The 20,878-nt window shown below is 65.3% G+C and carries 20 protein-coding genes; 11 read left to right on the forward strand and 9 right to left on the reverse strand.

The window, feature by feature from the left end; all coding sequences use genetic code 11:
- Nucleotides 1-13: 13 nt before the first annotated feature.
- Complete coding sequence (locus VCS63_RS24005; RefSeq protein ID WP_063961126.1) at nt 14-1,612, forward strand: GMC family oxidoreductase; 1,599 nt, start codon at nt 14-16, stop codon at nt 1,610-1,612.
- Nucleotides 1,613-2,004: 392 nt separating this feature from the next.
- Here VCS63_RS24005 and VCS63_RS24010 read toward each other — a convergent pair whose 3' ends face one another.
- Genes VCS63_RS24010 through VCS63_RS24030 form a run of 5 tightly spaced genes read right to left on the reverse strand, consistent with a single transcriptional unit; the run spans nt 2,005 to nt 6,803 of the window.
- Nucleotides 2,005-3,018, reverse strand: coding sequence for a proline racemase family protein (locus VCS63_RS24010; protein WP_042794636.1), 1,014 nt, complete (start codon nt 3,016-3,018; stop codon nt 2,005-2,007).
- Nucleotides 3,019-3,054: 36 nt separating this feature from the next.
- Nucleotides 3,055-3,846, reverse strand: coding sequence for an ABC transporter permease (locus VCS63_RS24015; protein WP_164793222.1), 792 nt, complete (start codon nt 3,844-3,846; stop codon nt 3,055-3,057).
- A complete protein-coding gene (locus VCS63_RS24020; RefSeq protein ID WP_323881161.1) occupies nt 3,843-4,691 on the reverse strand; it encodes an ABC transporter permease in 849 nt (282 codons plus the stop codon). Before VCS63_RS24020 ends, VCS63_RS24015 begins: the two co-directional genes overlap by 4 nt.
- Nucleotides 4,688-5,740 carry an ABC transporter ATP-binding protein gene (locus VCS63_RS24025; protein WP_164793224.1) on the reverse strand — a complete coding sequence of 351 codons (1,053 nt, stop codon included), beginning with the start codon at nt 5,738-5,740 and terminating at the stop codon, nt 4,688-4,690. The genes VCS63_RS24020 and VCS63_RS24025 overlap by 4 nt, the downstream gene beginning before the upstream one ends.
- A 13-nt stretch (nt 5,741-5,753) precedes the next feature.
- The gene (locus VCS63_RS24030; RefSeq protein WP_042794633.1) at nt 5,754-6,803 is read right to left on the reverse strand and encodes an ABC transporter substrate-binding protein; all 1,050 of its coding nucleotides are present in this window, start codon (nt 6,801-6,803) and stop codon (nt 5,754-5,756) included.
- A 139-nt stretch (nt 6,804-6,942) separates the two neighbouring features.
- Here VCS63_RS24030 and VCS63_RS24035 point away from each other — a divergent pair, with 139 nt between their 5' ends.
- From VCS63_RS24035 to VCS63_RS24060, 6 genes are all read left to right on the forward strand, one after another.
- The gene (locus tag VCS63_RS24035) at nt 6,943-8,010 is read left to right on the forward strand and encodes a GlxA family transcriptional regulator (protein ID WP_323881162.1); all 1,068 of its coding nucleotides are present in this window, start codon (nt 6,943-6,945) and stop codon (nt 8,008-8,010) included.
- 62 nt (nt 8,011-8,072) lie between these two features.
- Nucleotides 8,073-8,783, forward strand: a complete 711-nt coding sequence (locus VCS63_RS24040) for a glutathione S-transferase (RefSeq protein ID WP_042794632.1) — start codon at nt 8,073-8,075, stop codon at nt 8,781-8,783.
- Between the two features lie 181 nt (nt 8,784-8,964).
- Nucleotides 8,965-10,317, forward strand: coding sequence for a methyl-accepting chemotaxis protein (locus VCS63_RS24045; RefSeq protein WP_063642941.1), 1,353 nt, complete (start codon nt 8,965-8,967; stop codon nt 10,315-10,317).
- Nucleotides 10,318-10,376: 59 nt separating this feature from the next.
- Nucleotides 10,377-10,601 (forward strand): DUF1653 domain-containing protein, encoded by a 225-nt coding sequence (locus tag VCS63_RS24050; RefSeq protein ID WP_323881164.1) that lies wholly within the window; start codon nt 10,377-10,379, stop codon nt 10,599-10,601.
- A 4-nt stretch (nt 10,602-10,605) separates the two neighbouring features.
- Entirely contained in the window at nt 10,606-11,238 is a 633-nt protein-coding gene (locus tag VCS63_RS24055; RefSeq protein WP_082900625.1) for a PolC-type DNA polymerase III, read from the forward strand.
- Nucleotides 11,239-11,265: 27 nt separating this feature from the next.
- Nucleotides 11,266-11,625, forward strand: a complete 360-nt coding sequence (locus VCS63_RS24060; protein WP_076814952.1) for a nucleotide pyrophosphohydrolase — start codon at nt 11,266-11,268, stop codon at nt 11,623-11,625.
- A gap of 24 nt (nt 11,626-11,649) precedes the next feature.
- Here VCS63_RS24060 and VCS63_RS24065 read toward each other — a convergent pair whose 3' ends face one another.
- A complete protein-coding gene (locus VCS63_RS24065; protein ID WP_042794630.1) occupies nt 11,650-11,940 on the reverse strand; it encodes an antibiotic biosynthesis monooxygenase family protein in 291 nt (96 codons plus the stop codon).
- Between the two features lie 454 nt (nt 11,941-12,394).
- Here VCS63_RS24065 and VCS63_RS24070 point away from each other — a divergent pair, with 454 nt between their 5' ends.
- Together VCS63_RS24070 and VCS63_RS24075 are read left to right on the forward strand one after the other, a co-directional pair.
- Nucleotides 12,395-12,865: a hypothetical protein gene (locus VCS63_RS24070; RefSeq protein ID WP_323881168.1), complete on the forward strand. Its 471-nt coding sequence runs from the start codon at nt 12,395-12,397 to the stop codon at nt 12,863-12,865.
- A gap of 44 nt (nt 12,866-12,909) precedes the next feature.
- Entirely contained in the window at nt 12,910-13,581 is a 672-nt protein-coding gene (locus VCS63_RS24075) for a hypothetical protein (RefSeq protein WP_063642937.1), read from the forward strand.
- Nucleotides 13,582-13,642: 61 nt separating this feature from the next.
- Here VCS63_RS24075 and VCS63_RS24080 read toward each other — a convergent pair whose 3' ends face one another.
- Nucleotides 13,643-16,051 (reverse strand): DUF3772 domain-containing protein, encoded by a 2,409-nt coding sequence (locus VCS63_RS24080; protein WP_042794627.1) that lies wholly within the window; start codon nt 16,049-16,051, stop codon nt 13,643-13,645.
- Nucleotides 16,052-16,282: 231 nt separating this feature from the next.
- Nucleotides 16,283-17,203, reverse strand: a complete 921-nt coding sequence (locus tag VCS63_RS24085) for a LysR family transcriptional regulator (RefSeq protein WP_253636809.1) — start codon at nt 17,201-17,203, stop codon at nt 16,283-16,285.
- A gap of 240 nt (nt 17,204-17,443) precedes the next feature.
- On the opposite strand from VCS63_RS24085, the gene VCS63_RS24090 reads away from it, so the two are divergent.
- Nucleotides 17,444-18,961, forward strand: a complete 1,518-nt coding sequence (locus tag VCS63_RS24090; protein WP_042794625.1) for an acetyl-CoA hydrolase/transferase family protein — start codon at nt 17,444-17,446, stop codon at nt 18,959-18,961.
- Between the two features lie 129 nt (nt 18,962-19,090).
- Here VCS63_RS24090 and VCS63_RS24095 read toward each other — a convergent pair whose 3' ends face one another.
- Complete coding sequence (locus tag VCS63_RS24095; RefSeq protein ID WP_042794623.1) at nt 19,091-20,035, reverse strand: LysR substrate-binding domain-containing protein; 945 nt, start codon at nt 20,033-20,035, stop codon at nt 19,091-19,093.
- Between the two features lie 123 nt (nt 20,036-20,158).
- Here VCS63_RS24095 and VCS63_RS24100 point away from each other — a divergent pair, with 123 nt between their 5' ends.
- Complete coding sequence (locus tag VCS63_RS24100; protein WP_278486757.1) at nt 20,159-20,464, forward strand: hypothetical protein; 306 nt, start codon at nt 20,159-20,161, stop codon at nt 20,462-20,464.
- Nucleotides 20,465-20,878 lie beyond the last annotated feature (414 nt).

Genomic DNA, 20,878 nt, shown 5'->3' on the forward strand with positions numbered 1-20,878 from the left:
GATACGGACCCGAATGAGCGATTACGACTTCATCATCGCCGGGGGCGGCACGGCGGGCTGCATCCTGGCCAACCGCCTGAGCGCCGACGGCAAGTACCGCGTGCTGATGCTGGAGGCCGGGCATGAAGCCCGCAGCATGTGGATCTCGATACCGGCGGGCTTTTCCAAGCTGCTGGTGAACCCGGAATACAACTGGCGCTTCGCCACCGAACCAGAGGACAACGTCCACGGCAGGACCATCGCCGTGCCGCGCGGCAAAGGCGTGGGCGGTTCGACACTCATCAACGGCATGATCTACGTCCGCGGCCAGCCGCAGGACTATGACGGCTGGGAGGCGGCCGGCGCCACCGGCTGGGGCTACCAGCAGGCCGAGCGCATCTTCCGCAAGATCGAATGCTACGAACCCGGCGATGCCAGCCGCGGCAAGAGGGGCCCGATGCATCTGGAAGAGGTGTCCGAACGCTTTCCCATATCGGATGCCTTTCTGCAGGCGGCGCAAGAAGACGGCCAGCCCTTGAATCCCGACTACAACGGCGGCAGCCAGGAAGGCGTGGGCTACTACCAGGTGCTGCAGCATCGGGGCAGGCGCTGGAGCGTGGTGGACGGCTACCTGAAACCCGCTTCCGGCCGCAAGAACCTCACGGTGGAATGCGGCGCGCACGTGACGCGGCTGGTGTTCGAAGGCAAACGCTGCGTGGGCGTGGCCTATCGCAAGAACGGACAGGAGCACATCGTGCGCGCGCGGCGCGAGACGCTGTTGTGCATGGGCGCGGTGCAGTCGCCGCAGCTGCTCGAACTGTCCGGCGTCGGCAATCCCGCCTTGCTGCAGTCGTTCGGCATCGCGCCGGTGCTGGCGCAGCCGCAGGTGGGCGAAAACTACATCGACCACTTCGCTACCCGCATGAACTGGCGGGTGAAGGGCACGGTAACGCTCAACGAGATGTCGCGCGGTTGGCGGCTGGCGCAACAGGTGGCGCGCTACTACGCCAGCCACAAGGGCATTCTGACCTTGGGCACGGGTCTGGTGCACGGCTTCGTGAAAAGCGCGCCGGACCTGCCGGCGCCCGACGTGCAGTACTTCTTCGTGCACGCCAGCTACGCCAATGCGGCCGAACGCATCCTGGACCGTCATCCAGGCATGACGATAGGCGTGGCGCAGTTGCGGCCCGAGTCGGTCGGATCCATCCACATCAAGTCGGCGGATCCGCAGTCCGGGCCGGCGATCCGGCCCAACTTCCTGTCGGCCCAGGTGGACCGCGACAGCCTGGTGGGCGGCATGCAGGTGGCACGGCGCATCGTCGGCCAGCCGGCCATGCGGCGCTACATCGAATCGGAGATCAGCCCCGGCGCGGCGGTGGACAGCTACGACGAATGGCTGGACTTCGCGCGGCGCAACGGCCAGACCATCTACCACCCCATAGGCACCTGCCGCATGGGTTCCGACGCCGCCGCCGTCACCGACGTGCGCTTGCGGGTGAACGGCCTGTCCGGCCTGCGCGTGGTGGATGCCTCGGTGATGCCGAAGATGGTGTCCGGCAACACGCAGGGCGCTGTCATGATGGTGGCCGAGCGAGGGGCGGAGATGATCCTGGAGGATGCCGCTCGGGAATAGGCAAGCCCCCCTTGGGGGCGCCGCTAGCGCACGAAGTGCGCGCGGCGTGGGGGGCCTTTCCCCGCCGGGCCGCCCCAAGGCGAAAGGGCCCCCCTTGGGGGGCCGCTAGCGCACGAAGTACGTGCGGCGTGGGGGGCCTTTCGCCGCCGGGCCGCCCCAAGGCGAAAGAGCCCCCCTTGGGGGGGCAGCTAGCGCACGAAGTGCGCGCGGCGTGGGGGGCCTTTCGCCGCCGGGCCGCCCCAAGGCGAAAGAGCCCCCCTTGGGGGGGCAGCTAGCGCACGAAGTGCGCGCGGCGTGGGGGGCCTTTCGCCGCCGGGCCGCCCCAAGGCGAAAGAGCCCCCCTTGGGGGGGCAGCTAGCGCACGAAGTGCGCGCGGCGTGGGGGGCAACACCTCAGCGGATAAGGAACCCGGCGCCCACGGGGTCGTTCTTATCGATCACCCAACGCGCCGTGCCCAGGATGCTGGCGGTGCCCTTCACCGTGGGGCGCACGGCGCGGGTGCCGTTCAGGTCCACCTCGCCCAGCAGGCAGCCTTCGAAAACGCCGCTGCCCAGCAGGCCTTCCGACTTGATCGGCTGGTTCAGTCCCATCTTGCCGCGCGCCTCGAACATCGCCATCATCGCGCTGGTGCCGGTGCCGCCGGGCGAGCGGTCCAGTTGGCCGGCGCTGAATACGTGCACGTTCTTGTAGAACGCGCCCTCGATGGTCGGCTGGTGCCAGAAGGTGATGAAGTTCAGGTTGTTGATGTGCGCTTCGGTCGGATGCTGGATGCGGTGGCGGGCGTTGAGCTGTTCGCGCACGATCAGGCCCATGCGCGACAGTTCCGTGCCGTTGTCGGGCGATATCCGCAGGTCGCAGCCAGACAGGTCCACGATGCCGAAGTAGTTGCCGCCCCAGACGATGTCCGCGGACAGCTTGCCGTAGCCCGGCAGTTCCACCGGGATGTCCTGCGCGGCCACGTAGGCGGGCACGTTCTCGAATCGCGTCCACAGGACGTTGTCGCCCTCGGACGCCACTTCGGCCACCACCAGCCCGGCGGTGGTCTCGAAGCGGATCTTGGTGATGCCATCCTTGCCGCGCGCGACCAGGCCGTGCGCCACCATGGCCATGCTGACCGCGATGGTGCCGTGGCCGCACATGTGCGAATACTCGGTGCCGTCGATGTAGATCAGGCCGGCGTCGTACTCGGGGCTGGAGGGCGGCGTGAGGAACACGCCGAACATGTCCTTGTGGCCGCGGGGCTCGCGCATCAGGGCCTTGCGCAGCCAGTCGTAGTTCTGTTCCAGAAAGGCGCGCTTTTCCAGGATGGTGGAGCCGGCGGGGTAGGGGATGCCGCTGTGCACGATGCACAGGGGCTCGCCTTCGGTATGGGTATAGATGACATCGAACGCGTCTTGCTTGCGCATGACTGTGGCTCCAGACAGTAAGGTAGGGAAGAAAAGTTATTTGCCGCGTTCGGACAGCATGTCCAGCCCGACGGTCAAATCCAGGATGACGATGGCGATCACCGCAACCACGATCGTGGCGCCCGACACGGCTGCGATGGTCGGATCTATCGTGTACTGCACGTAGTTGAAGAGCTTTACGGGGATGGTGTTCAAGTCCGCCGTGGTGTTGAAAATGGATAGCTCGACGTTGATCCACGAAGAAATGAACGCGAAGATCGAGCCGGTGACGATGCCTGGCCGGATCTGCGGCAGGACCACCAGGAAGAATGTCGTCCAGGGATTCGCGCCCAGGTCGGCCGACGCTTCTTCCAGCGCCCGCTGCTCAGGCGTCAACAAGGTCAGCGTGGACCGCAGCACGAAGGGGGCAATGATGACGATGTGCCCGATCAACAAGGACAGGAAGCTGCGCGTCAGGCCGAAGTACGCGCCGTACTGCAGCAGCGCCGCGCCCAGCACGATGTGGGGCAGCACCAGCGGCGACATCAGCACCGAGGTCAACGCGGCCTTGCCCGGGAACTCGTAGCGCGCCACCGCCAGCGCCGCAGGTACGGTCAACAGCACGGCTGCCACCGTGGCCGCCAGCGCCAGCACCGTGCTGGTGGTGAATGCAGCGACATAGCCCGCTTCGATCAGCAGCGTGCGATACCAATCCAGCGTGAATCCCTTGGGCGGAAACGCCAGATAGGGCGTAGCCGTGAACGAAGAGCCCAGGATGACCACCAGCGGCAATGCCAGATAGGCCAGCACACCCAGGGCGATCAGTCGGATCAGATTGCGGGCGATCATCGCGCGGCTCCCGGCAGGACGGCGGCGCGGTTGGCCAGCGCCACGAGAATCAGGGTGAACACCAGCAACACCATGCTCAGCGCACCGCCGTAATGGAAGTCGAACACTGTGCTGTACTGCTGGAAGATCAGCATGGACAGCACCGATACGCGGCCGCCCGACAGCAGGGCCGGCGTCACGTAGGCACTGACTGCCAGGGTGAAGACCATGATGGCGCCGGACACCACGCCGGGCAGGGTCAGCGGCCAGGTGATGTGGAAGAAGGTGGCCGCGGGGCTGGCGCCCAGGTCGGCCGATGCCTGCTCGCAGGCCGGATCGACCCGCGCCAGCGCATTTCCCACCGCCAGCACCACGAAGGGCAGCAGCACGTAGACCATGCCGATCAGGATGCCCAGCTCGGTGCCGATGAAACGCACGGGTCGGTCTGCAACACCCGCGCCCACCAGAGCCTGATTGACCAGCCCGTTGCGGCCCAGCAGCACCATCCAGCCGAATGCCCGCACGATGTTGCTGGTGAATAGCGGCACCACCAGAAGGATGACGCAGAAGCGCCGCCAGGCCCGCCAACGCACAACGCGCACCAGGTACCAGGCCAGCGGATAACCCAGGACCACGCAGGCGACCGTGGTGAAGATCGCCAGCCGGAAGGTCACCAGGATCACGTCCCAGTGGTACTGGTCGCCCAACACGCGCAGATACTGCTGCGGGGTAAGGGTCAGTCCGTCGGGCCCGCCGGTGATGCTGGCCAGCGCCACTACTGCCAACGGCGCCAGGAAGAACGCCGCAAAAAACAGGACGGGAGCCGCCAGCAGCAGGCAGGGCGAACGCCAGGCACGCGAGCTCATGGCTGTTCACCGATCAGGTGCAAGTGCTCCGGCGCAAATGCCAGGCGCACCGTGGCGCCCGCGCCGAGGCCGGATGGTGCGATGCCGCCGTGGCGAGCCACCAGCACCTGTCCGCCGATATCCACGTGGATCATGCAGTGACTGCCCACGTTGATGACGTCAGTGACCGTACCCGTGAGCGCATGGGCCGCCGATTCATCGGCCAGGCGCAGATCCTCGGGCCGCAGCACGGCGGTGCCGCGCGCGGGTATCGCCTTGTCCGGAAGCGGCACGCGGAGCCCTTGCGCGTCCAATTGCAGCACGCCGTCGCCGCTCGCGGTGTAAGGCATGAAGTTGGCATCGCCGATGAACTCCGCCACGAAGCGGGTAGCGGGATGTCGGTAGATTTCGGTTCCGCCTCCCACCTGCTCGATCTTTCCCGCGTGCATGACGACCACGCGGTCGGCCATGGTCATGGCTTCTTCCTGGTCGTGCGTGACGAAGATGAACGTGATGCCCAGCCTGGCCTGCAGGTGCTTGAGCTCCAGTTGCATGCGCTTGCGCAGTTTGAGATCCAGCGCCGATAACGGCTCGTCCAGCAACAGCAGCTTCGGTTGATTCACGATGGCGCGCGCCAATGCAACGCGCTGCTGCTGGCCGCCGGACATTTCGCGCGGATAGCGCGGGCCGAAGTCCGCCAGCCCCACCATGTCCAGCGCCGCGCGGGCGCGTTCGGCCGCCGCCTGCCGCGAAGCGCCCTGGCGCCGCGGGCCGTAGGCCACGTTTTCCAGCACGCTCATGTGTGGAAACAGCGCGTAGTTCTGGAACACGGTATTGAGCGGACGGTGGTGCGCTGCCAGGCGGCTGATGTCCTGGCCTTCGATCAGGATGCGGCCGGATTCAGGCCTGAGGAATCCGGCGATCGAACGCAGCAAGGTGGTCTTGCCGCAACCGCTGGGACCGAGCAGGGCGACGAACTCTCCCTGCCGGATTTCCAGATTGATGCGATCCAGCGCCTGGTAGGCGCCGAAGCGCATCGATACGCCTTCGATGGTGAGCAAAGCGGACATGTTCGATCCCGGCCTAGCGCTTGCGGGCAACCTGGCGGTTCCAGGCGTCGGTGACCTCGGCGCGGCGGCTGTTGATGAGGTTCCAATCGAACAGGCTCAGGTTTTTGACCGAGCCGTCTGCGCCCCAAGGCAGTTTGCGCGCGACGTCTTGCGGCACTTGCACATCCTTGACGGCAGGGCCCAGATACAGGCGTGTGGCCAGGCAGGCCGCCGCGTCGGGCGTGAGTGCGGTGTCGATGAATTTCTGTGCGGCAGCCTTGTTCGGCGCGTTCTTCACCAGGTGCAGGCGCGCATCGGTGGCCCAGGCGCCTTCCTTGGGTACGGCAAAGCCGATGGGCAGGCCTTTATCGATCAGGTCCCAGGCGCCGACGTTGAAATGCGCGCCGATGATGGCTTCGCCGCTCTGGTAGGCATTGGTGGCCGCGCCGGAGCTGTCGAAGAACAGCGCGGTGTCCAGCGAGGCCAGCTTGGCGTATAGCGGCGCCAGATTGGACGGATCGACGGCGAACACCCGCGCCAGGAAGAAAACGAACGGCACGCCGGACGAATTCGCGGGCGAGGGAATGGCCACGGCGCCGGCATACTCGGGCTTCCACAGATCCTTCCAGCTGGCCGGCGCTTGCGTCACCTCTTTGGTGTTGTACGCGATGCCCAGCGAGTAATAACCGGTGCTGACCGCATAGGCGGCATCGCCGTTGCGGTACACGCCCTGGTCGATGACGTTCTTCAGGTTGGGAATGCCCGCGGCATCCAGCGGGTCCAGTACGCCTGCTTCGGCGGCCAGTTCGCTGATGCCGCCGTCCATCCAGGCCACGTCTATGGTGGGCGCGCCTTTCTGCTGTTGCAGCTTGGCCAGCGTGGTGGTGGACGTGCCCACTTCGGGCACTACGGTCACGCCGGTAGCCTTGGTATAGGGATCGGCCACGCAGGCGCGGAACGCATCGCCCCAGTTGCCGCCGTACCAGGCGACGGTGATCTTTTGCTGGGCCAGAGCCTGGCCGGCGGCCAATAGGCCGGCTCCCAGCAAGGCGGCGCGGAGCGCGCGGCGGGTAGGTGTTGCCATGTCGGATTCCCCTTGTCGATTTATCGGCCCGCTTTCGCTGCGCCGACAAGCGCGGCAGGACGGAGCCATAGATGAATCTTGGGCGATCCCCGGGAAAACCAGCTTGAAGGCCTGGGACAAAAACTTGAATAATTGCGACATGGACACCGCTACGCCCGCCCCAGTTCCGTCTTTCTCCTATGACGACGAGCTCGGCGGCCTGCCTCAGGGGAAACCCGCACTGACCATAGGCATCGTGCTGCTGGACCAGTTCACGCTGGCGGCCTTTGCTGGATTGGTGGACGTGTTGCGGCTGGCGGGCGACCACGGCGGCCGCAGCCGCCAGATCCATACCGCGTGGCGCGTCATGAGCTGGGACGGCAAGCCGCGCTGTTCCAGTGCAGGCCTGACCATAGATGTGGCCGACGGCTTGCCGGACGATCCGACGCAGTTCGACTACGTGGCGGTATGCGGCGGAAACGACTACTTCAATGGCCGTCTGCCTGAGCCTCTGCGGGACTGGCTGCGGTTGGCGGCCGCGCAGCGCGTGCGGCTCCTGGGCATCTGCACGGGCACCTTTGCGCTGGCTCAGGCGGACGTCATCGGGCCGCGTACCGTGTGCGTGCACTGGAATGTGCTCGACACCTTCCGCGAGCGCTTTCCGCAGGCCCGGGCGGTGGTGGACCGCTTGTTCGTGGACGAAGGCGACCTGATTTCCTGCGCGGGTTCCACGGCCGCAATCGACCTGGCCTTGTACCTGGTGGCGCGCCATTGTGGGCGCGACAAGGCGCAGCAGGCCATGCGACACATGATGCTGCAGGGGGTGCGTCCGGGGCGCGTGCCGCAGGCCCACTTCCACACGGACCTCTCTGGTATCCAGGACCTGCGCGTGCGCCAGGCAGCGCATTTCATCGAGCAGCGCATCGACAATCCGCCGCCCTTGGACGCGATTGCGCGCTATGTCGGCGTGGGGCGCAGGCAGCTGGAGCGCGCGTTCCGCGTGGCCACGGGCATGTCGCCCATGGCGTTCCAGCGGCAGTTGCGGCTGGAGTACGGCAGCTGGCTGCTATTGAATAATCCCAGCAGCATCACGCAGATCGCGCTGGATTGCGGATTTGCGGACGGCGCGCATTTTTCGCGCGATTTCCGCGCGCATTTCGGGCAGTCGCCGCGGCAGTATCAGCAGGCTGCCGGCCGCGACGTCGGAGTCCGCGTGTTCCCTGCCTAGGACTTGCGCGCGGCTCGTACCGATGCGAGTGGGCCCTGGGCCAATCAACGGAAGGAGACGGCATGACCTATGACCTTTGGTATTGGGACGGCATCCCCGGACGCGGCGAATTCGTGCGCCTGGCCCTGGAGGCCGGCGGCATCCCTTATCGCGAATGCGCGCGTCAGCCGGGCGCGGACGAGGGCGCGCTGGTGGCGGACTTGAGCTCGGCGCGCAAGCATCCGCCGTTCGCGCCGCCGTATCTGGTCGCGGGAAAGATGACGCTGGCGCAGACGGCCAACATCCTGCTGTTTCTGGGCGAAAAGCACGGTCTTGCACCGGACTCGCTCGAAGGGCGGCTTTGGGTGAATCAGTTGCAGCTCACCATTGCGGATGTGGTGGCTGAAGCGCACGACACGCATCATCCGATTTCCGCCAGCGAATATTACGAAGACCAGAAAGTCGAGGCCGCGCGGCGCGCGCGCTGCTTCCGTGAAGAGCGCATGCCCAAATTCCTGGGCTATTTCGAACGCGTGCTGGAAGGACCGCAGGCATGGCTGGCGGGCGGCAAACGCTGGACTTATGTGGACCTGTCCCTATTCCACCTCGTCGACGGCCTGCTGTATGCCTTTCCGAAACGCATGGCCACCTTGGCCGTGCATTATCCGAAGGTCATGGCGCTGCATGCGCGCGTGGCAGCGCTTGCGGAGCTGCAACCTTACTTTGAAAGCGGCAGGCGCCTGCCATTCGGGGAGGGCATTTTCCGCCAGTATCGCGAATTGGACGCCGCCTGAGTCGGGATTAACCCTGTGTTGCGGAATGCCGATTTCTCTTCGGCGGATCCAGGCTTTCCTTGAGTCCGCTCACTTTTAGGATTAAATTCTTTCGAATTGTTAAGTAAATATATCCATTTGTCTCAAGGCGGGTGGGCCGGACGCCGTCTGGCTGCCCTGGTTCCGGGTGGGAGACGTCGCGATGAAATGGATCAACCTAAGCCAGCTGCTGCGCATAGACCGCGGCATGCGCAAGGCAGACATGCTCGGGCAGATCGCAGCGATCAATAACGCCCAGGCGGTCGTCGAGTTCGACCTGGACGGCCATGTCCTGGCGGCCAATTCGAATTTCCTGGGCGCCATGGGTTATGCCCTGGACGAGATCGTGGGGCAGCACCATCGCCTCTTTGTCGATCCGGCGGAGCGTGGATCGGCTGCCTACGCGGAGTTCTGGCGCCGCTTGCATCAAGGCAATCGGAACGCGGGGCGCTACCGCCGGATTCGCAAGAATGGCAGCGACGTCTGGCTGCAAGCTTCCTACAACCCGATTTTCGACCGCCATGGGCGCCTGATCAAAGTGGTCAAGTACGCCGTCGACATCACAGCGCAGCAGCAGCGGCAAGCCGACGTGGAAGGCCAGCTGGCGGCGATTTCCAAAGTGCAGGCCATCATCGAGTTCGAGCTGGACGGCACCATCATCCGTGCCAATGACCTGTTCCTGGATGCCGTGGGCTACCGCGCCGACGAAATCCAGGGGCGTCACCACAGCATGTTCGTCCCGCCGCAAGAGGCGCGCGGCGCGGCGTATCAGGAGTTCTGGCGCAGGCTGCGCAACGGCGAACATGACACGGGACAGTATCTGCGCATCGGCAAGGGCGGCCGCCAGGTCTGGATCGAAGCCAGCTACAACCCGATCTTCGATGCGCAGGGTCGTCCGGTCAAAGTCGTGAAGTACGCGACCGACATCACGCGGCGCTTCACCGCAGCGCAGACCTTGCGCGTCGCGGTCCAGGGCCTGACCGAAAACGCCGAGCGCGCGGGCCAGGCCAACACCTTGGCGCTGGACGCCTGTCGGGTGGCCGAGCAGGGCGGCAACACGGTGCAGGAAGTAGTGCGGACCATGGGCGGCATTACCCAGAGCTCGCGGCGCATTTCCGAGATCATCGGGGTCATGGACGGCATCGCGTTCCAGACCAACATCCTGGCGCTGAACGCCGCGGTCGAAGCCGCGCGCGCCGGATCGCATGGCAAGGGGTTTGCCGTGGTGGCGGCGGAGGTGCGCAGCCTGGCGCAGAACAGTGCCGCCGCGGCCAAGGAAATCAAGGACTTGATCACATCCTCGGTGCAGCAGGTCGAAAGTGGCGCGCGGCAAGTCCAGTCGGCAGGCGCCACCATGGACGATATCGTTGCATCGTCCCGCCGCGTCACCGAGATCATGGCGGAGGTGGTGGAGGTGTCGTTGGCCCAGTCCGCCAAGCTTGGCGAGGTGACCGAGGACATCACGCAGCGAGCCGGCGAGCCGGCCCGATGCGCTATAAAGACGGTATTGATCTGAACCCGCAGGCCCGGGCAGGAGCCATTCCGCCCGGGCCGCGCCATTTGCAGCGACCGTCCATGACCGAATCCGAAGCGCTGGCTATTGCCTCGCACCGCCATTACAAGGGCGGGCTCTATCTTTATCTGGGCACCGCCCGCCACTCCGAAACCGAGGAGTCCATGGTCGTCTACGAACATCTGTGGCCGCACGAGCGTGGCTTGTGGGTGCGTCCTGCGGACATGTTCTTCGGCCAGTTGTCCGACGGCGCTCCCCGTTTCGCGCCTTTGCGGCCGGCGGAGTAAGGCCGTGGCGTTCTATTACCGGCGGCCGCGCACGAACGGCGCTCCGTCTGTCGGCGGCCCGTCTGTCCGCGCAGCGGGCGGCAAGGCGGGGGCAGCGACCCTGGCCGCGGCGCTCCAGGCGTTGCGCGGTCCCTTCATCGTGGCCGACCTGGAAACCACGGGCCTGTCCACGGCGACCTGCGAGATCCTGGAGTTCGCGGCGGTCCGCGTGGGCGCCGCAGGGGCGCTGGAGCGCGAGTACACGCAAGTGGTGCGCACGCGCGGTCCTGTCCCACCCTTCATCAGCCGGCTGACCGGCATTACGCAGGCGGAAGTCGACCGCGACGGCGTGCCGGTGGCGCAGGCGTTTTCTTCATTCCTGGATTTCGTGGAAGACCTGCCGGTGTTCTTCCACAATGCCTCGTTCGATCGGCGCTTCCTGGGCGCGGCGGCGGACCAGACGGGCCTGCCGTTCGCCAACTCCACCCACTGTACGCTGGCGTTGGCGCGCCGCGCATGGCCGGAGCTGCCCTCGCACAAGCTGGAAATCCTGGCGCGCCATGTCGGCGCTTCCAATCCCACCCACCGCGCGCTTGCCGACGTGCGCACGACCGTGGCCGTGGCGCTGGCGGCAGGTTCCCGCCTTGCCGCAGGCTGAGGCCCGGCGTTCGGCCTAGGAGTTTCGATGTCCGACCTGGAACAGATCAGGCTTGCCGTGCGCCGATTTACGGAAGAGCGGGACTGGCAGCCATTTCATTCGCCCAAGAATCTCGCGATGGCGCTTGCCGGAGAGGCGGGCGAGCTCGTGTCCCTGTTCCAATGGCTGAGCGAAGAGGAGTCGCGCAAGATGCCGCCGGAGCGGCTGGCCGACGCCGCTGACGAAATCGCCGATGTGCAGATGTACCTGGTTGCCCTGGCGGACCAGCTCGGCATTGATATCGCCGGCGCGGTCGCGGGCAAAATGGTCAAAAACGCGCAGAAATACCCGGCGGATCGTTTTCGCGGCAGTGCGCGCAAGTACGACGATCCGCCCGAACTATCCTGATGCCAAGGCGTGGCCGGGGTCGCGTCAGATCACTTTTTGCTCGTGATGCACCTGGGGCGGTTCGACGAAGAAGCCCGCCACCAGCTTGCGCCATTCCTGGAAATCGCTGGATTCGCGGAAATCCACCATGTGGTTCTCGACGGTTTCCCAGTCCACGACCAGCGTGTAGCGCTGCGGCTGTTCGATGCTGCGATACAGCTCCATGCCGTGGCAGCCGCGGGCCCGCAAGAACAGCGGTTTCGCCTGTGCGACACCGGCTTCGAACAACGCTTCCTGCCCTTCGCGGACATGGATGCTGGCAATCTCCTGGATCATGGTCCTGTCTCCAAACAGAGGAAGCCGGGTAGCGCCCGGCTGGCCGCCGTAGTATCGCTGAAAATTCCGGCCGGGGCGCGCATCGGTCGGTGTGCTTCGGTTATGCGCGCTAGGGAACATGCCCGAGTCGGTCTCTCCCCCATCCCGTCCATAGAGCTGAATCCGCGCACTGCGGGCGCGGACGCGCGGAGTTTCTCCTCGTGCATACGCATGGGCGCCGCGCAAGATTGCCGCAAATCTGGCTGATTGTTTTACAGCACTGGATTGGTTGTCGGAACTCGGTCGCCCGTTTAGCCGATATCGACTTGCCTAGGACGGCGCAATCATTCCGTACCAATACGAAAGTCCCACGCCTTTCGTCATTGACCGGGCGTGGCGCTGAGCGGTAACGGTCCGCGCCGGTCGGTTGCCGGTAATCGTGAATCCGTGCATGCACGGAGCAGGAGGAGCTGAAATGAAAAAGCTCGCAGCAGTCGCCGGCTTGTCCCTGGCCGCCGTCTCGGCCCATGCCGCAGGCCAGTTCGGCGGATCCGTGACCGGCCACGCCGGCGCAATCAATGGCACCGCATCGTCCGTCTCCACAGGCAGTTCCGTGGCCGCGACACAGATCAACGGTTATGGCTCTTCGACACAAGTGTCGTTCGGCATGACGGGCGGCGTGGCGGAAGTGGGCGGCACCTTCAGCCACGACGGCACGCAGGTGGTCACCAGTACCCGCCAATACGCCAACAGCGACTCGTACGGTCAAGTGTCGGGCAACGCGCCCATCATGGTGGGCGACAGCATCGCCAACGGCGGCGCCACGTTTGCCAAGACGGATACCAGCGCTTCGGCGACGGGTTCCTTCCATGCGGTGAATGTGGGCGCGTTTGGGTCGATACACGGCATTGGTCCAGTGGGCCATGTCGGTGGTTTCAATCACTGACCCAGTTATCCGGACGGCTTCGGCCGTCCGGGCGAGGGGACATCATGAAGACCATAGTGCTTGCCATTTCCCTGTCGCTGGCGGCGGTTTCCGCCAGCGCCCAGACCAGCAGTTCCAGCGCGACGACTTCGGCGTCGTCCGGTTCGACCAACGCCGGGAACAATCAGGGCATTACCTTCAACTCCGACAACGGCGGGTCCAGCACCGTGCGTAGCGTGCCGCCCTTGGGCGGGCAGAGCTTTTACGGTTCCTTTTCGTCCGACAGCTGCATGGTCTCGGCGGGAGGAGGCGGCGCCGTGGTCGGCTTCGGCATGAACGTCGCGATCCCGATCGAGGATCAGAAGTGCAGCTTGCGGCGCAATTTCGAACGGACCATGCAGGCCGCTGCCTCGACCAAGGATGCGGACCGTTCGCGCCGGCTGGAAACCGCGGCCATCGACATCCTGTGCCAGACTGACGACCGTACCAAGGCGGCGCTGGTGGCGCAGGGGTTATGCACCAATCCTGCCCTGACGACGGCGGATCATCGTTTCGACAGTAATGCGGTGGCGCAGGTGGCGCCGCCTTCAGGCCCGGTCGTGGCTGACCGGCCGGCACCGCAATTGCCGCCGGCGCCCGAAGCACGGGCCTATCCGGTGCGTAGCGTGCAAAGCGCTGCGCTGGCGTCGCCGCCGCTGCGCAATCGCACCTATACCGAGCTATACACGCCGGGCTGAGATGGGCGTCCTGTCCGTCCCGGCCGGGGCCGAGACCGGGACGAGCACGGGATTCCGTGGATCAGGACTGGGCGGGCGGCGGAACGGCCAGGGGCGCCGCCGCCGGCTGCGGCGCGGAGGCCAGCAGCATGGTGGGCGGCGAGGACACTTCCAGGCCTGCGTCGTGCAGGCGCTTGAGCAGGGTGAACAGCAAGGCGCTGCGCACCCCGTAAGCCGCGCGGGGCGACGACACGTAGCCCTTGGCATTGAAGATCAGATGGCCGCCGTCGATGCCATCCAGGAAAACATTCGGCGCCGGCGTGTCCAGCACGTCTTCATGGTCTGCAAAAGCCTGCAGAATCAATTCGCGCACCTGCTCGGCGTCGGTGGACAGCGGTAAGGGCAGCTTGATCTGCACCAGTCCAAGCGGGTTCGATCGGGTCACGTTGCGCACGGTCTTGGTGACGAACTCCGAGTTGGGGACGATCACCGTGGAGCGGTCGCCCATCTGGATTTCCGTGGCGCGCACATTGATGCGCAGGATGTCGCCCTCCACACCGCCCAGCGATACCCAGTCTCCCACCTTGACCGGGCGTTCGGCCAGCAGGATCAGGCCGGACACGAAGTTCTGCACCACCGCTTGCAAGCCAAAACCGATACCCACGGACAGGGCGCTCGCGATCCATGCCACGCGCTCCAGGCCGATGCCAGCGGCCGACAGCGACAGCGCCACCGCGAGCACGAAACCGGCATAGCCGAACAGCGTGGCTGCGGACAGCTGCATGCCCGGATCCAGTTCGGTTGTCGGCAGGTAGCGGTTGGACAGCCAGCGCTTGAGCATCTTCACGGCCAGCAGCGACAGCCCCAGCACCAGTAGCGCCTGCAGGACGGCTCCCGGACGGATCTGCGCCTCGCCAATGGCGAGCCCCTTGCGCAACTGGTCGAAGCGCTGCAGCAGGTCCATGGGCGCTTCGCCGAAGGGGGCCAGCAGCAAGGTCACGGCCAGCAGGCCGACCGCCACGCGGCCGACGCCCGACAGCAGCACGGCCGCCTGGTCGCGCATGCTGGGCGCTTCGTGTTCGCCGCCGTCGCGGTGCGTGGTTCCCAGCAGCGTGCTGAAGCCGTCTTCGATCAGCGTGGACAGCAGATACGCGGAGGCCAGGATGATCAGCACCCACAGCACCTGCTTGACCATGAAGCTGCCGAACGCCACGTAGCCGGCCAGCATGCTGGCCAGGCTCAGGATCAGAACGGTCCACACCGAAGTCAGCAGCAGCGAGACCCAGAACGGGATGGGCGCATCGTTCTCCTGCATGGCCTGGCGCCGCAGCCGGCGGCTGATGGCCAGCACCGCCCCTATCGTCGCCATGGTCAGGACGGCGACAATGCCGGTGAGCGTAATGGTGGTGGTCAGGCTGGCGTTCAGCAACACCGGCAGCCGCTCGGCTAGCCATATCATTACCACCAGCACGCCCAGCACGCCGGGCAGCCAGCGCAGCCGCGTCGCCACGGCATCGCTGATGGGGGGCAGGCGCCACGACGGTCGGTTCGTAGACAGCAGCGCATAGCCCAGGCCCGACACGTAGCCGCCGAAGCAGACTGTGGCCACCAGGTTCGCGAGCAGGGACGATGTGTTGTCGCTCAGTTGCGAATCCCAATCCAGGCCCATGTGGATCAACAGGGCGATAACCCCGGGCGTGGCCACGGCCAGCACCAGGTGCGCAACGGCAAGAAAGGAACGGCGCAGGCGCCCCGGCGGCACGCGCGTGGCGGTAATCCGCAGCAGCAGCCGGCCGATGGCGACGCGCAAGACGATCGTGAGCGCGATCGCCGCGCCCAGCAGTAGCCAGCCCCACTTCGGCGTCTGGCCGACCGCAGTCGCGAGGTCGTCGCGCAGGACCTCCAGGCGCTCCAGGTCGCGCGGGAACTCTTCGCGGAACTCGGTCCAGAACTGGCCGGACAGGAATGAGTCGCGCCGCTCGCCCAGGCGCGCCTGGAATTGCGTGCGGCGCTGGGCGGATATCTGCTCCGCCGTTTGTCCGGCGTCCACCGACAGTAGCCTGGCCAGCTTGATCTGCGCGTCCAACGCGCGGCTGTTCTTCTCCAGCTGCATGCGCTGCGCGGCAACGTCGGGCGCTTCCTTGGCGCCTTCGGGCGGCGTGCCCAGTTCGCTCAGCCGGGCCGTCACACTGGCCAGTTGCGGTGTCAGGGCTTCGGCCGCGGCATCGGCCTTGGATTGGATATCCAGCGCATCGCCGCGTTGCTTGACCAAGGTGGCATCATCGGTCTCGTCGGCGACCCGCTTGCGGATGTCGTCGATCTGCTTGCGGGCGGTTGCCAGCGCCGCTTCCGTGTCGGCTGGGGTGGGCGGTGCCGCCGCGTGGGCCGGCATCAGGAAAAGCACCAGCAGCAGCGCTGCCATCAGCGCCACGAAAGCAGGGTAGCGGGCGCGATGAGGGCGCGCGCGCAGGGAAGGGAAAGTGTGTGTCATGTTCTTGGGCGAGTCGCTCGCATCGAGGCGGGAGCATAGCAAGCCGGCGCCCCGTCCGTTGCAACAAAAACGAGCGCTGCGGCCCTATTTTTAAAGGCGAGTCAAACGGGTGGAATGACGGCTTGAGCGGGGCGTAAAAACAGGGTCGGATAGGCTGCCCGGTACCCCGCCCAGCTCGGGCACGGGCGTTTGCGGCAAAGCATGTTTACGAGGCCAACGTTTGGATTCAACTCAGGCTGGCAAGTTGCCGCGTGCAATGCCTTTTTTGGGTTTGCCGAGCACGGCGTCGCATACCTCCAGCCAGGCGCGGGCGGCATAGGATAGATAGCCGGACTGCTGCCAGATATGGCCGACCTCCCATTGCATGCCCGATTTGGCCAACTTTGCCGTACTGAGGCCGCGGGTTTTCATGCGTTGCATCAGGGGCTCGGGCAGCAGGGCCACGCCCAGGCCCGCGGAGGCCATCGCCACCAGGAAATCCCAATGCGCGCTTTGCGCCGCGATGCCGGGCTGAAAGCCGGCATCGGCAAACGCCTGCCGCAAGCGGCGGGTGATGGCGAAGTCGTCCGTGGGTATCAGCAGGCGTGCGTCCCGCAGGGCAGCGAGCGGCAGCGACGTCTTGCCAGCCCAGGGGGCGTCGGGCGGGCCTATCACCCAGATCGGGTAACTGCCGAAAGGCTGGGCGGCCAAGCCGCCCTCCGGGGCAATCGGCAGGATGGTCGCGCCGACCTCCAGTTCGCCGTTTGCGACCAGGCTTTCGACGGCCTGCCCGGTGCCTTCGCGCAAGGTCACGTGTATGCCGGGATGCAGGTCGCGGAAGCGCTTGACCACCGGCGTGAACAGCAGGTTGATCATGGGCGGGATGCCGACCTCCAGCGCACCGCGGCGCAGGTCCGCGGTCTGGCGCAATTCCTCGGACAACTGGCGCATTGTTTCCAGCACCTGCAGGCCGCGCTGGTACATGACCCGGCCGGTGTCGGTGGGACGGGCGGTATGGCCGTCGCGGATCAGCAGCGGCGTGCCAGCCTCTTCTTCCAGTTGGCGGATCATTTTGCTCACCGTCGACTGTGTCACGAACAGCACCTTGGCGGCCTGCGTGAAGCTGGCGTGCCTGACGGTTTCAACGAAGTACCGCAATGCGCGCACGTCCATGGAGCGGGATTCCTTAGCGCGTTGCGCGCAAAACTCTTCAAACAATGAAAAAAACGACTTATTTGGATGATTTTAAGTCATTACGAGATTTGAGCCGGCCTTCCTATACTGCCGAAAATTCGTTCCTGGACTGCCTCTGGCTGGCCCAGGAACCTCGGGAAACGCCGCGTCAGACGGCGCCTGGGCGCCAGCGGCAACGCCGCGCCCCGCCGCACGTAGGCCCTTGAATCTGGAGACACCATGCATCTCGACCGTATCCGCCACCCTGGGCTGCGCGCCAAGATTACTTCCGCCGATCAGGCGGCCTTGCTGGTTCAGGACGGCATGACCGTCGGAATGAGCGGCTTCACCCGCGCTGGCGACTGTAAATCCGTGCCGGCGGCATTGGCGGCCCGCGCCGAGCGTGAGCCGTTCTCCATCACCTTGATCACGGGCGCTTCGCTGGGCCACGACACGGACAAAATGCTGGCGCAGGCCAACGCCCTCGCTCGCCGCTTGCCGTTCCAGGTCGACACGACCTTGCGCCGCAAAATCAACCAGGGCGAGATCGCTTTCATCGACCAGCATCTGTCCGAAACCGTCGAGCAGTTGCGCGCGGGCCATATCGGCCCCATCAACGTGGCCATCATCGAGGCCGCCGTCATCACCGAAACCGGCTCCATCGTGCCGACGATGTCGGTAGGAAACTCGGCCTCCTTCGCGCAGCAGGCCGACAAGATCATCATCGAACTGAACATGAGCGTGCCCGCCGCTATCGAAGGGCTGCACGACATTTACGTGCCGGCGGACCGGCCGGCGCGCAAGCCCATGGGCCTGATCGCCGCGGATCAGCGGATCGGTCAGACGTTCATCGAAGTGGATCCGTCCAAAATCGCAGCCATCGTCATCACGCAAGAGCCGGATAGTCCATCCAACGCCTTGCCGCCGGATGAAGAGACCAATGCCATCGCCGGCCACATCAACGCCTTCCTGCGCCGCGAGGTCGACGCCGGCCGCCTGACGAACGAACTGCTGCCTCTGCAGGCCGGCATTGGCACGATCGCCAACGCGGTACTGCATGGCTTTGAGTCGTCCAGCTTCGAAAACCTGACGATGTACTCCGAAGTGCTGCAGGACAGCGCCATCGAACTGCTGGACCAGGGCAAGCTGGCCTTCGCGTCGGCCTCCTCCATCACCGTGTCCAAGCCCGTCTATGAAAAGATCCTGGCCAACATGGAGCACTACCGCGAGCGCATCGTGCTGCGCCCGCAGGAGATCAGCAACGCGCCCGAGATCGTCCGCCGTCTGGGCATCATCGCCATCAACACGGCGTTGGAGTTCGACATCTACGGCAACGTGAATTCCACGCACGTGGGCGGCACCCACATGATGAATGGCATCGGCGGGTCGGGCGACTTTGCGCGCAATGCGCATCTGGCGATCTTCGTTTCCAAGTCCATGGCCAAGAATGGCGACATCTCCAGCGTGGTGCCCATGGTGTCCCATGTGGACCATACCGAGCACGACGTCGACGTGCTGGTCACGGAATGCGGCCTGGCGGACCTGCGCGGCCTGGCGCCTCGCGAACGCGCGCGCGCGGTCATCCAGAACTGCGTGCACCCGTCCTACCGGGACGCCTTGCAGGACTATTTCGACCGCGCCTGCGAGCGCGGCGGCCAGACCCCGCACGTGCTCGAGGAAGCATTCTCCTGGCACCAGCGCTTCAATGAAACCGATACGATGCGGCCGGCCAAGCCGGCTGCGCGCAAAGTCGCCTGAGGTCCACCCTGAGCAATGACTGCCGCCGCCGCGGCGCCTGCCGGTTCATTCGCGTAGCGAATCCGGTTCGCGGATCATGGTTTCCGCCTAGCGCCGCGATTTGGTAGAGGTAAAGAAGCGTACGCTGCTTTACCTTTTTTTTGCCTGGCGTTTCTTGCCGGAATCGGACTTCGGTGCCGTCAGGTTTTCGCGCGACATCTGCAGTTCGTCGCGCAGCCACTGTTTCAGCTCTACGAGCGGCGCCCAGTCGCGAAGACTGGGCCGATAGACCAGATGATAGGTCTGCGCCTGCTCATACTCGATACTGATGGGCGATATTTGCACCAGCCTGCCTGCGCACAAGGCGTCGGCGGCCAGCAGCTCGCGTCCCAGCGTAATGCCCAACCCTTGTTCGGCGGCCTGCATCATCATGCCGGCGTCGTTGAAGGAAGCCACGGGCGTGACGGGCGTGTTCAATCCCGCCGCGTTGAACCAGGTTTGCCAGAGCTCTCGCTCACCCAGCAAGGGTTGGCGCGCCAATGTGGCGGGCGTATGGTCGGGGAGCGCCGCCGCGGTTTCGGGCGAGGCCAGGACAATCAAGGGCAGGGGGGTATCGAACAAAGGCTCCGATTCCACGCCTGCCCAAGGGCCGCGCCCGAAGCGCAGCGCCGCGTGAAAGCCGTCGCGCAGTAGATCCACCACTTGCTGGGAAGTCTCGATTTCCAGTGTCAGGCCAGGATTGCGCGCGCGCCACCGCGCCATGCGCGGCAATAGCCAGCGTTGCGCGAAAGAAGGCAGCACGGACACGCGCAAGCGCTGTTCACTGCCCGAGGCCGCGGCCGACGCGGCCAGCGTTCCTTCATCCAGCAGGGCCATTGCGCCTTGCACACTGCACAAGAGGGCAGCGCCCGCCGTATTCAGCACGATGCCGCGGCCGCTGCGCTCGAACAAGGGAAAGCCCAGTTGGGTTTCCAAAACCTTGATCTGTTGGCTGACGGCACTGTGGGTCAGGTGCAGGCGTTCCGCCGCCGCGCGCAGATTCTGCAGCTCGGCCACGGCACGGAAGGCGGGGAGGGTGCTCAGTGGCAGGCGCATGGCAAAGGCCGAAGGGGTAGAGATTGGTCATCATAGCTTACCGATAACCCCAAAACAATTCGATTTTCAGTGAGGCATTGGGCGACTACGCTTACCAAAGTGCATAAACACCTGGAGCCCATCATGTCTGCACAGCTTTGCACCCCGTCTTCCCCGGCCCTGGCCTCCGTTTCCAGGGATCGTGCGCCGTCGATACCGATGCCGGGGGCGGCGCCCTCCGTTGAACCCGCGGCGCTTCGTTCCGGCTTCTTCGCGAAGCTGATCGCTGCTTTTCGCAAGCGGCGCAACGAAGCGCGCCTGCGTCGGCTGGCTGCCGACCTCGACGAGCACATGCTGAAGGACCTCGGTGCGCCCAGATGGTTGATGAACGAAGCCGCCGTCAAGCGCGACCTTGCCAGACTTCGGGACGCCGACTATCTGCGCTGGTAGGCGGAGCTTCGCCCGCCGCCGGCGTTTCCCTGCTCCACGCGGGCCGCTTCCCTTCTCCGTGCCGAGTGTCCTCCATGACCGGCCCCGTTCTTCTATCTATATAGAAGGCGGGGCGATCGGCCTTGGGTGGGGCGCATCTTCATGATCCATATAGAGGATGGCCCTGGCGGCGCCAGCTGAATCGCAATCGGCTAGAGAGGCATTTGAATAAAGTCTGCCCTCAGCTCGTGACAAACCCAAAACTTGTGCTATAGTCCCGCTCCTTCGCAGTTCGGGCAGTTCTGAGCGGCGAAGCCAAGCAAGCACAACGGATCGGGCACGAGAAATCAGCCGGGTCTGCCGCCAGGCGGTCAGTAATGAAAGCCAAGCGGTTATTGCAAGGACTGCAGCAAGTTAGGCAAAAGCCAGTTGCGC

It is taken from the genome of Achromobacter sp. D10 (assembly GCF_035282245.1).
In the GTDB taxonomy this organism is placed as follows: domain Bacteria; phylum Pseudomonadota; class Gammaproteobacteria; order Burkholderiales; family Burkholderiaceae_B; genus Achromobacter; species Achromobacter insolitus.

What these genes read in the sequence shown, in the direction of transcription:
- VCS63_RS24005 (WP_063961126.1), top strand. Translation starts at nt 14, where the DNA reads ATGAGCGATTACGACTTCATCATCGCCGGGGGCGGCACGGCGGGCTGC.
- VCS63_RS24010 (WP_042794636.1), bottom strand. Translation starts at nt 3,018, where the DNA reads ATGCGCAAGCAAGACGCGTTCGATGTCATCTATACCCATACCGAAGGC.
- VCS63_RS24015 (WP_164793222.1), bottom strand. Translation starts at nt 3,846, where the DNA reads ATGATCGCCCGCAATCTGATCCGACTGATCGCCCTGGGTGTGCTGGCC.
- VCS63_RS24020 (WP_323881161.1), bottom strand. Translation starts at nt 4,691, where the DNA reads ATGAGCTCGCGTGCCTGGCGTTCGCCCTGCCTGCTGCTGGCGGCTCCC.
- VCS63_RS24025 (WP_164793224.1), bottom strand. Translation starts at nt 5,740, where the DNA reads ATGTCCGCTTTGCTCACCATCGAAGGCGTATCGATGCGCTTCGGCGCC.
- VCS63_RS24030 (WP_042794633.1), bottom strand. Translation starts at nt 6,803, where the DNA reads ATGGCAACACCTACCCGCCGCGCGCTCCGCGCCGCCTTGCTGGGAGCC.
- VCS63_RS24035 (WP_323881162.1), top strand. Translation starts at nt 6,943, where the DNA reads ATGGACACCGCTACGCCCGCCCCAGTTCCGTCTTTCTCCTATGACGAC.
- VCS63_RS24040 (WP_042794632.1), top strand. Translation starts at nt 8,073, where the DNA reads ATGACCTATGACCTTTGGTATTGGGACGGCATCCCCGGACGCGGCGAA.
- VCS63_RS24045 (WP_063642941.1), top strand. Translation starts at nt 8,965, where the DNA reads ATGAAATGGATCAACCTAAGCCAGCTGCTGCGCATAGACCGCGGCATG.
- VCS63_RS24050 (WP_323881164.1), top strand. Translation starts at nt 10,377, where the DNA reads ATGACCGAATCCGAAGCGCTGGCTATTGCCTCGCACCGCCATTACAAG.
- VCS63_RS24060 (WP_076814952.1), top strand. Translation starts at nt 11,266, where the DNA reads ATGTCCGACCTGGAACAGATCAGGCTTGCCGTGCGCCGATTTACGGAA.
- VCS63_RS24065 (WP_042794630.1), bottom strand. Translation starts at nt 11,940, where the DNA reads ATGATCCAGGAGATTGCCAGCATCCATGTCCGCGAAGGGCAGGAAGCG.
- VCS63_RS24070 (WP_323881168.1), top strand. Translation starts at nt 12,395, where the DNA reads ATGAAAAAGCTCGCAGCAGTCGCCGGCTTGTCCCTGGCCGCCGTCTCG.
- VCS63_RS24075 (WP_063642937.1), top strand. Translation starts at nt 12,910, where the DNA reads ATGAAGACCATAGTGCTTGCCATTTCCCTGTCGCTGGCGGCGGTTTCC.
- VCS63_RS24080 (WP_042794627.1), bottom strand. Translation starts at nt 16,051, where the DNA reads ATGACACACACTTTCCCTTCCCTGCGCGCGCGCCCTCATCGCGCCCGC.
- VCS63_RS24085 (WP_253636809.1), bottom strand. Translation starts at nt 17,203, where the DNA reads ATGGACGTGCGCGCATTGCGGTACTTCGTTGAAACCGTCAGGCACGCC.
- VCS63_RS24090 (WP_042794625.1), top strand. Translation starts at nt 17,444, where the DNA reads ATGCATCTCGACCGTATCCGCCACCCTGGGCTGCGCGCCAAGATTACT.
- VCS63_RS24095 (WP_042794623.1), bottom strand. Translation starts at nt 20,035, where the DNA reads ATGCGCCTGCCACTGAGCACCCTCCCCGCCTTCCGTGCCGTGGCCGAG.
- VCS63_RS24100 (WP_278486757.1), top strand. Translation starts at nt 20,159, where the DNA reads ATGTCTGCACAGCTTTGCACCCCGTCTTCCCCGGCCCTGGCCTCCGTT.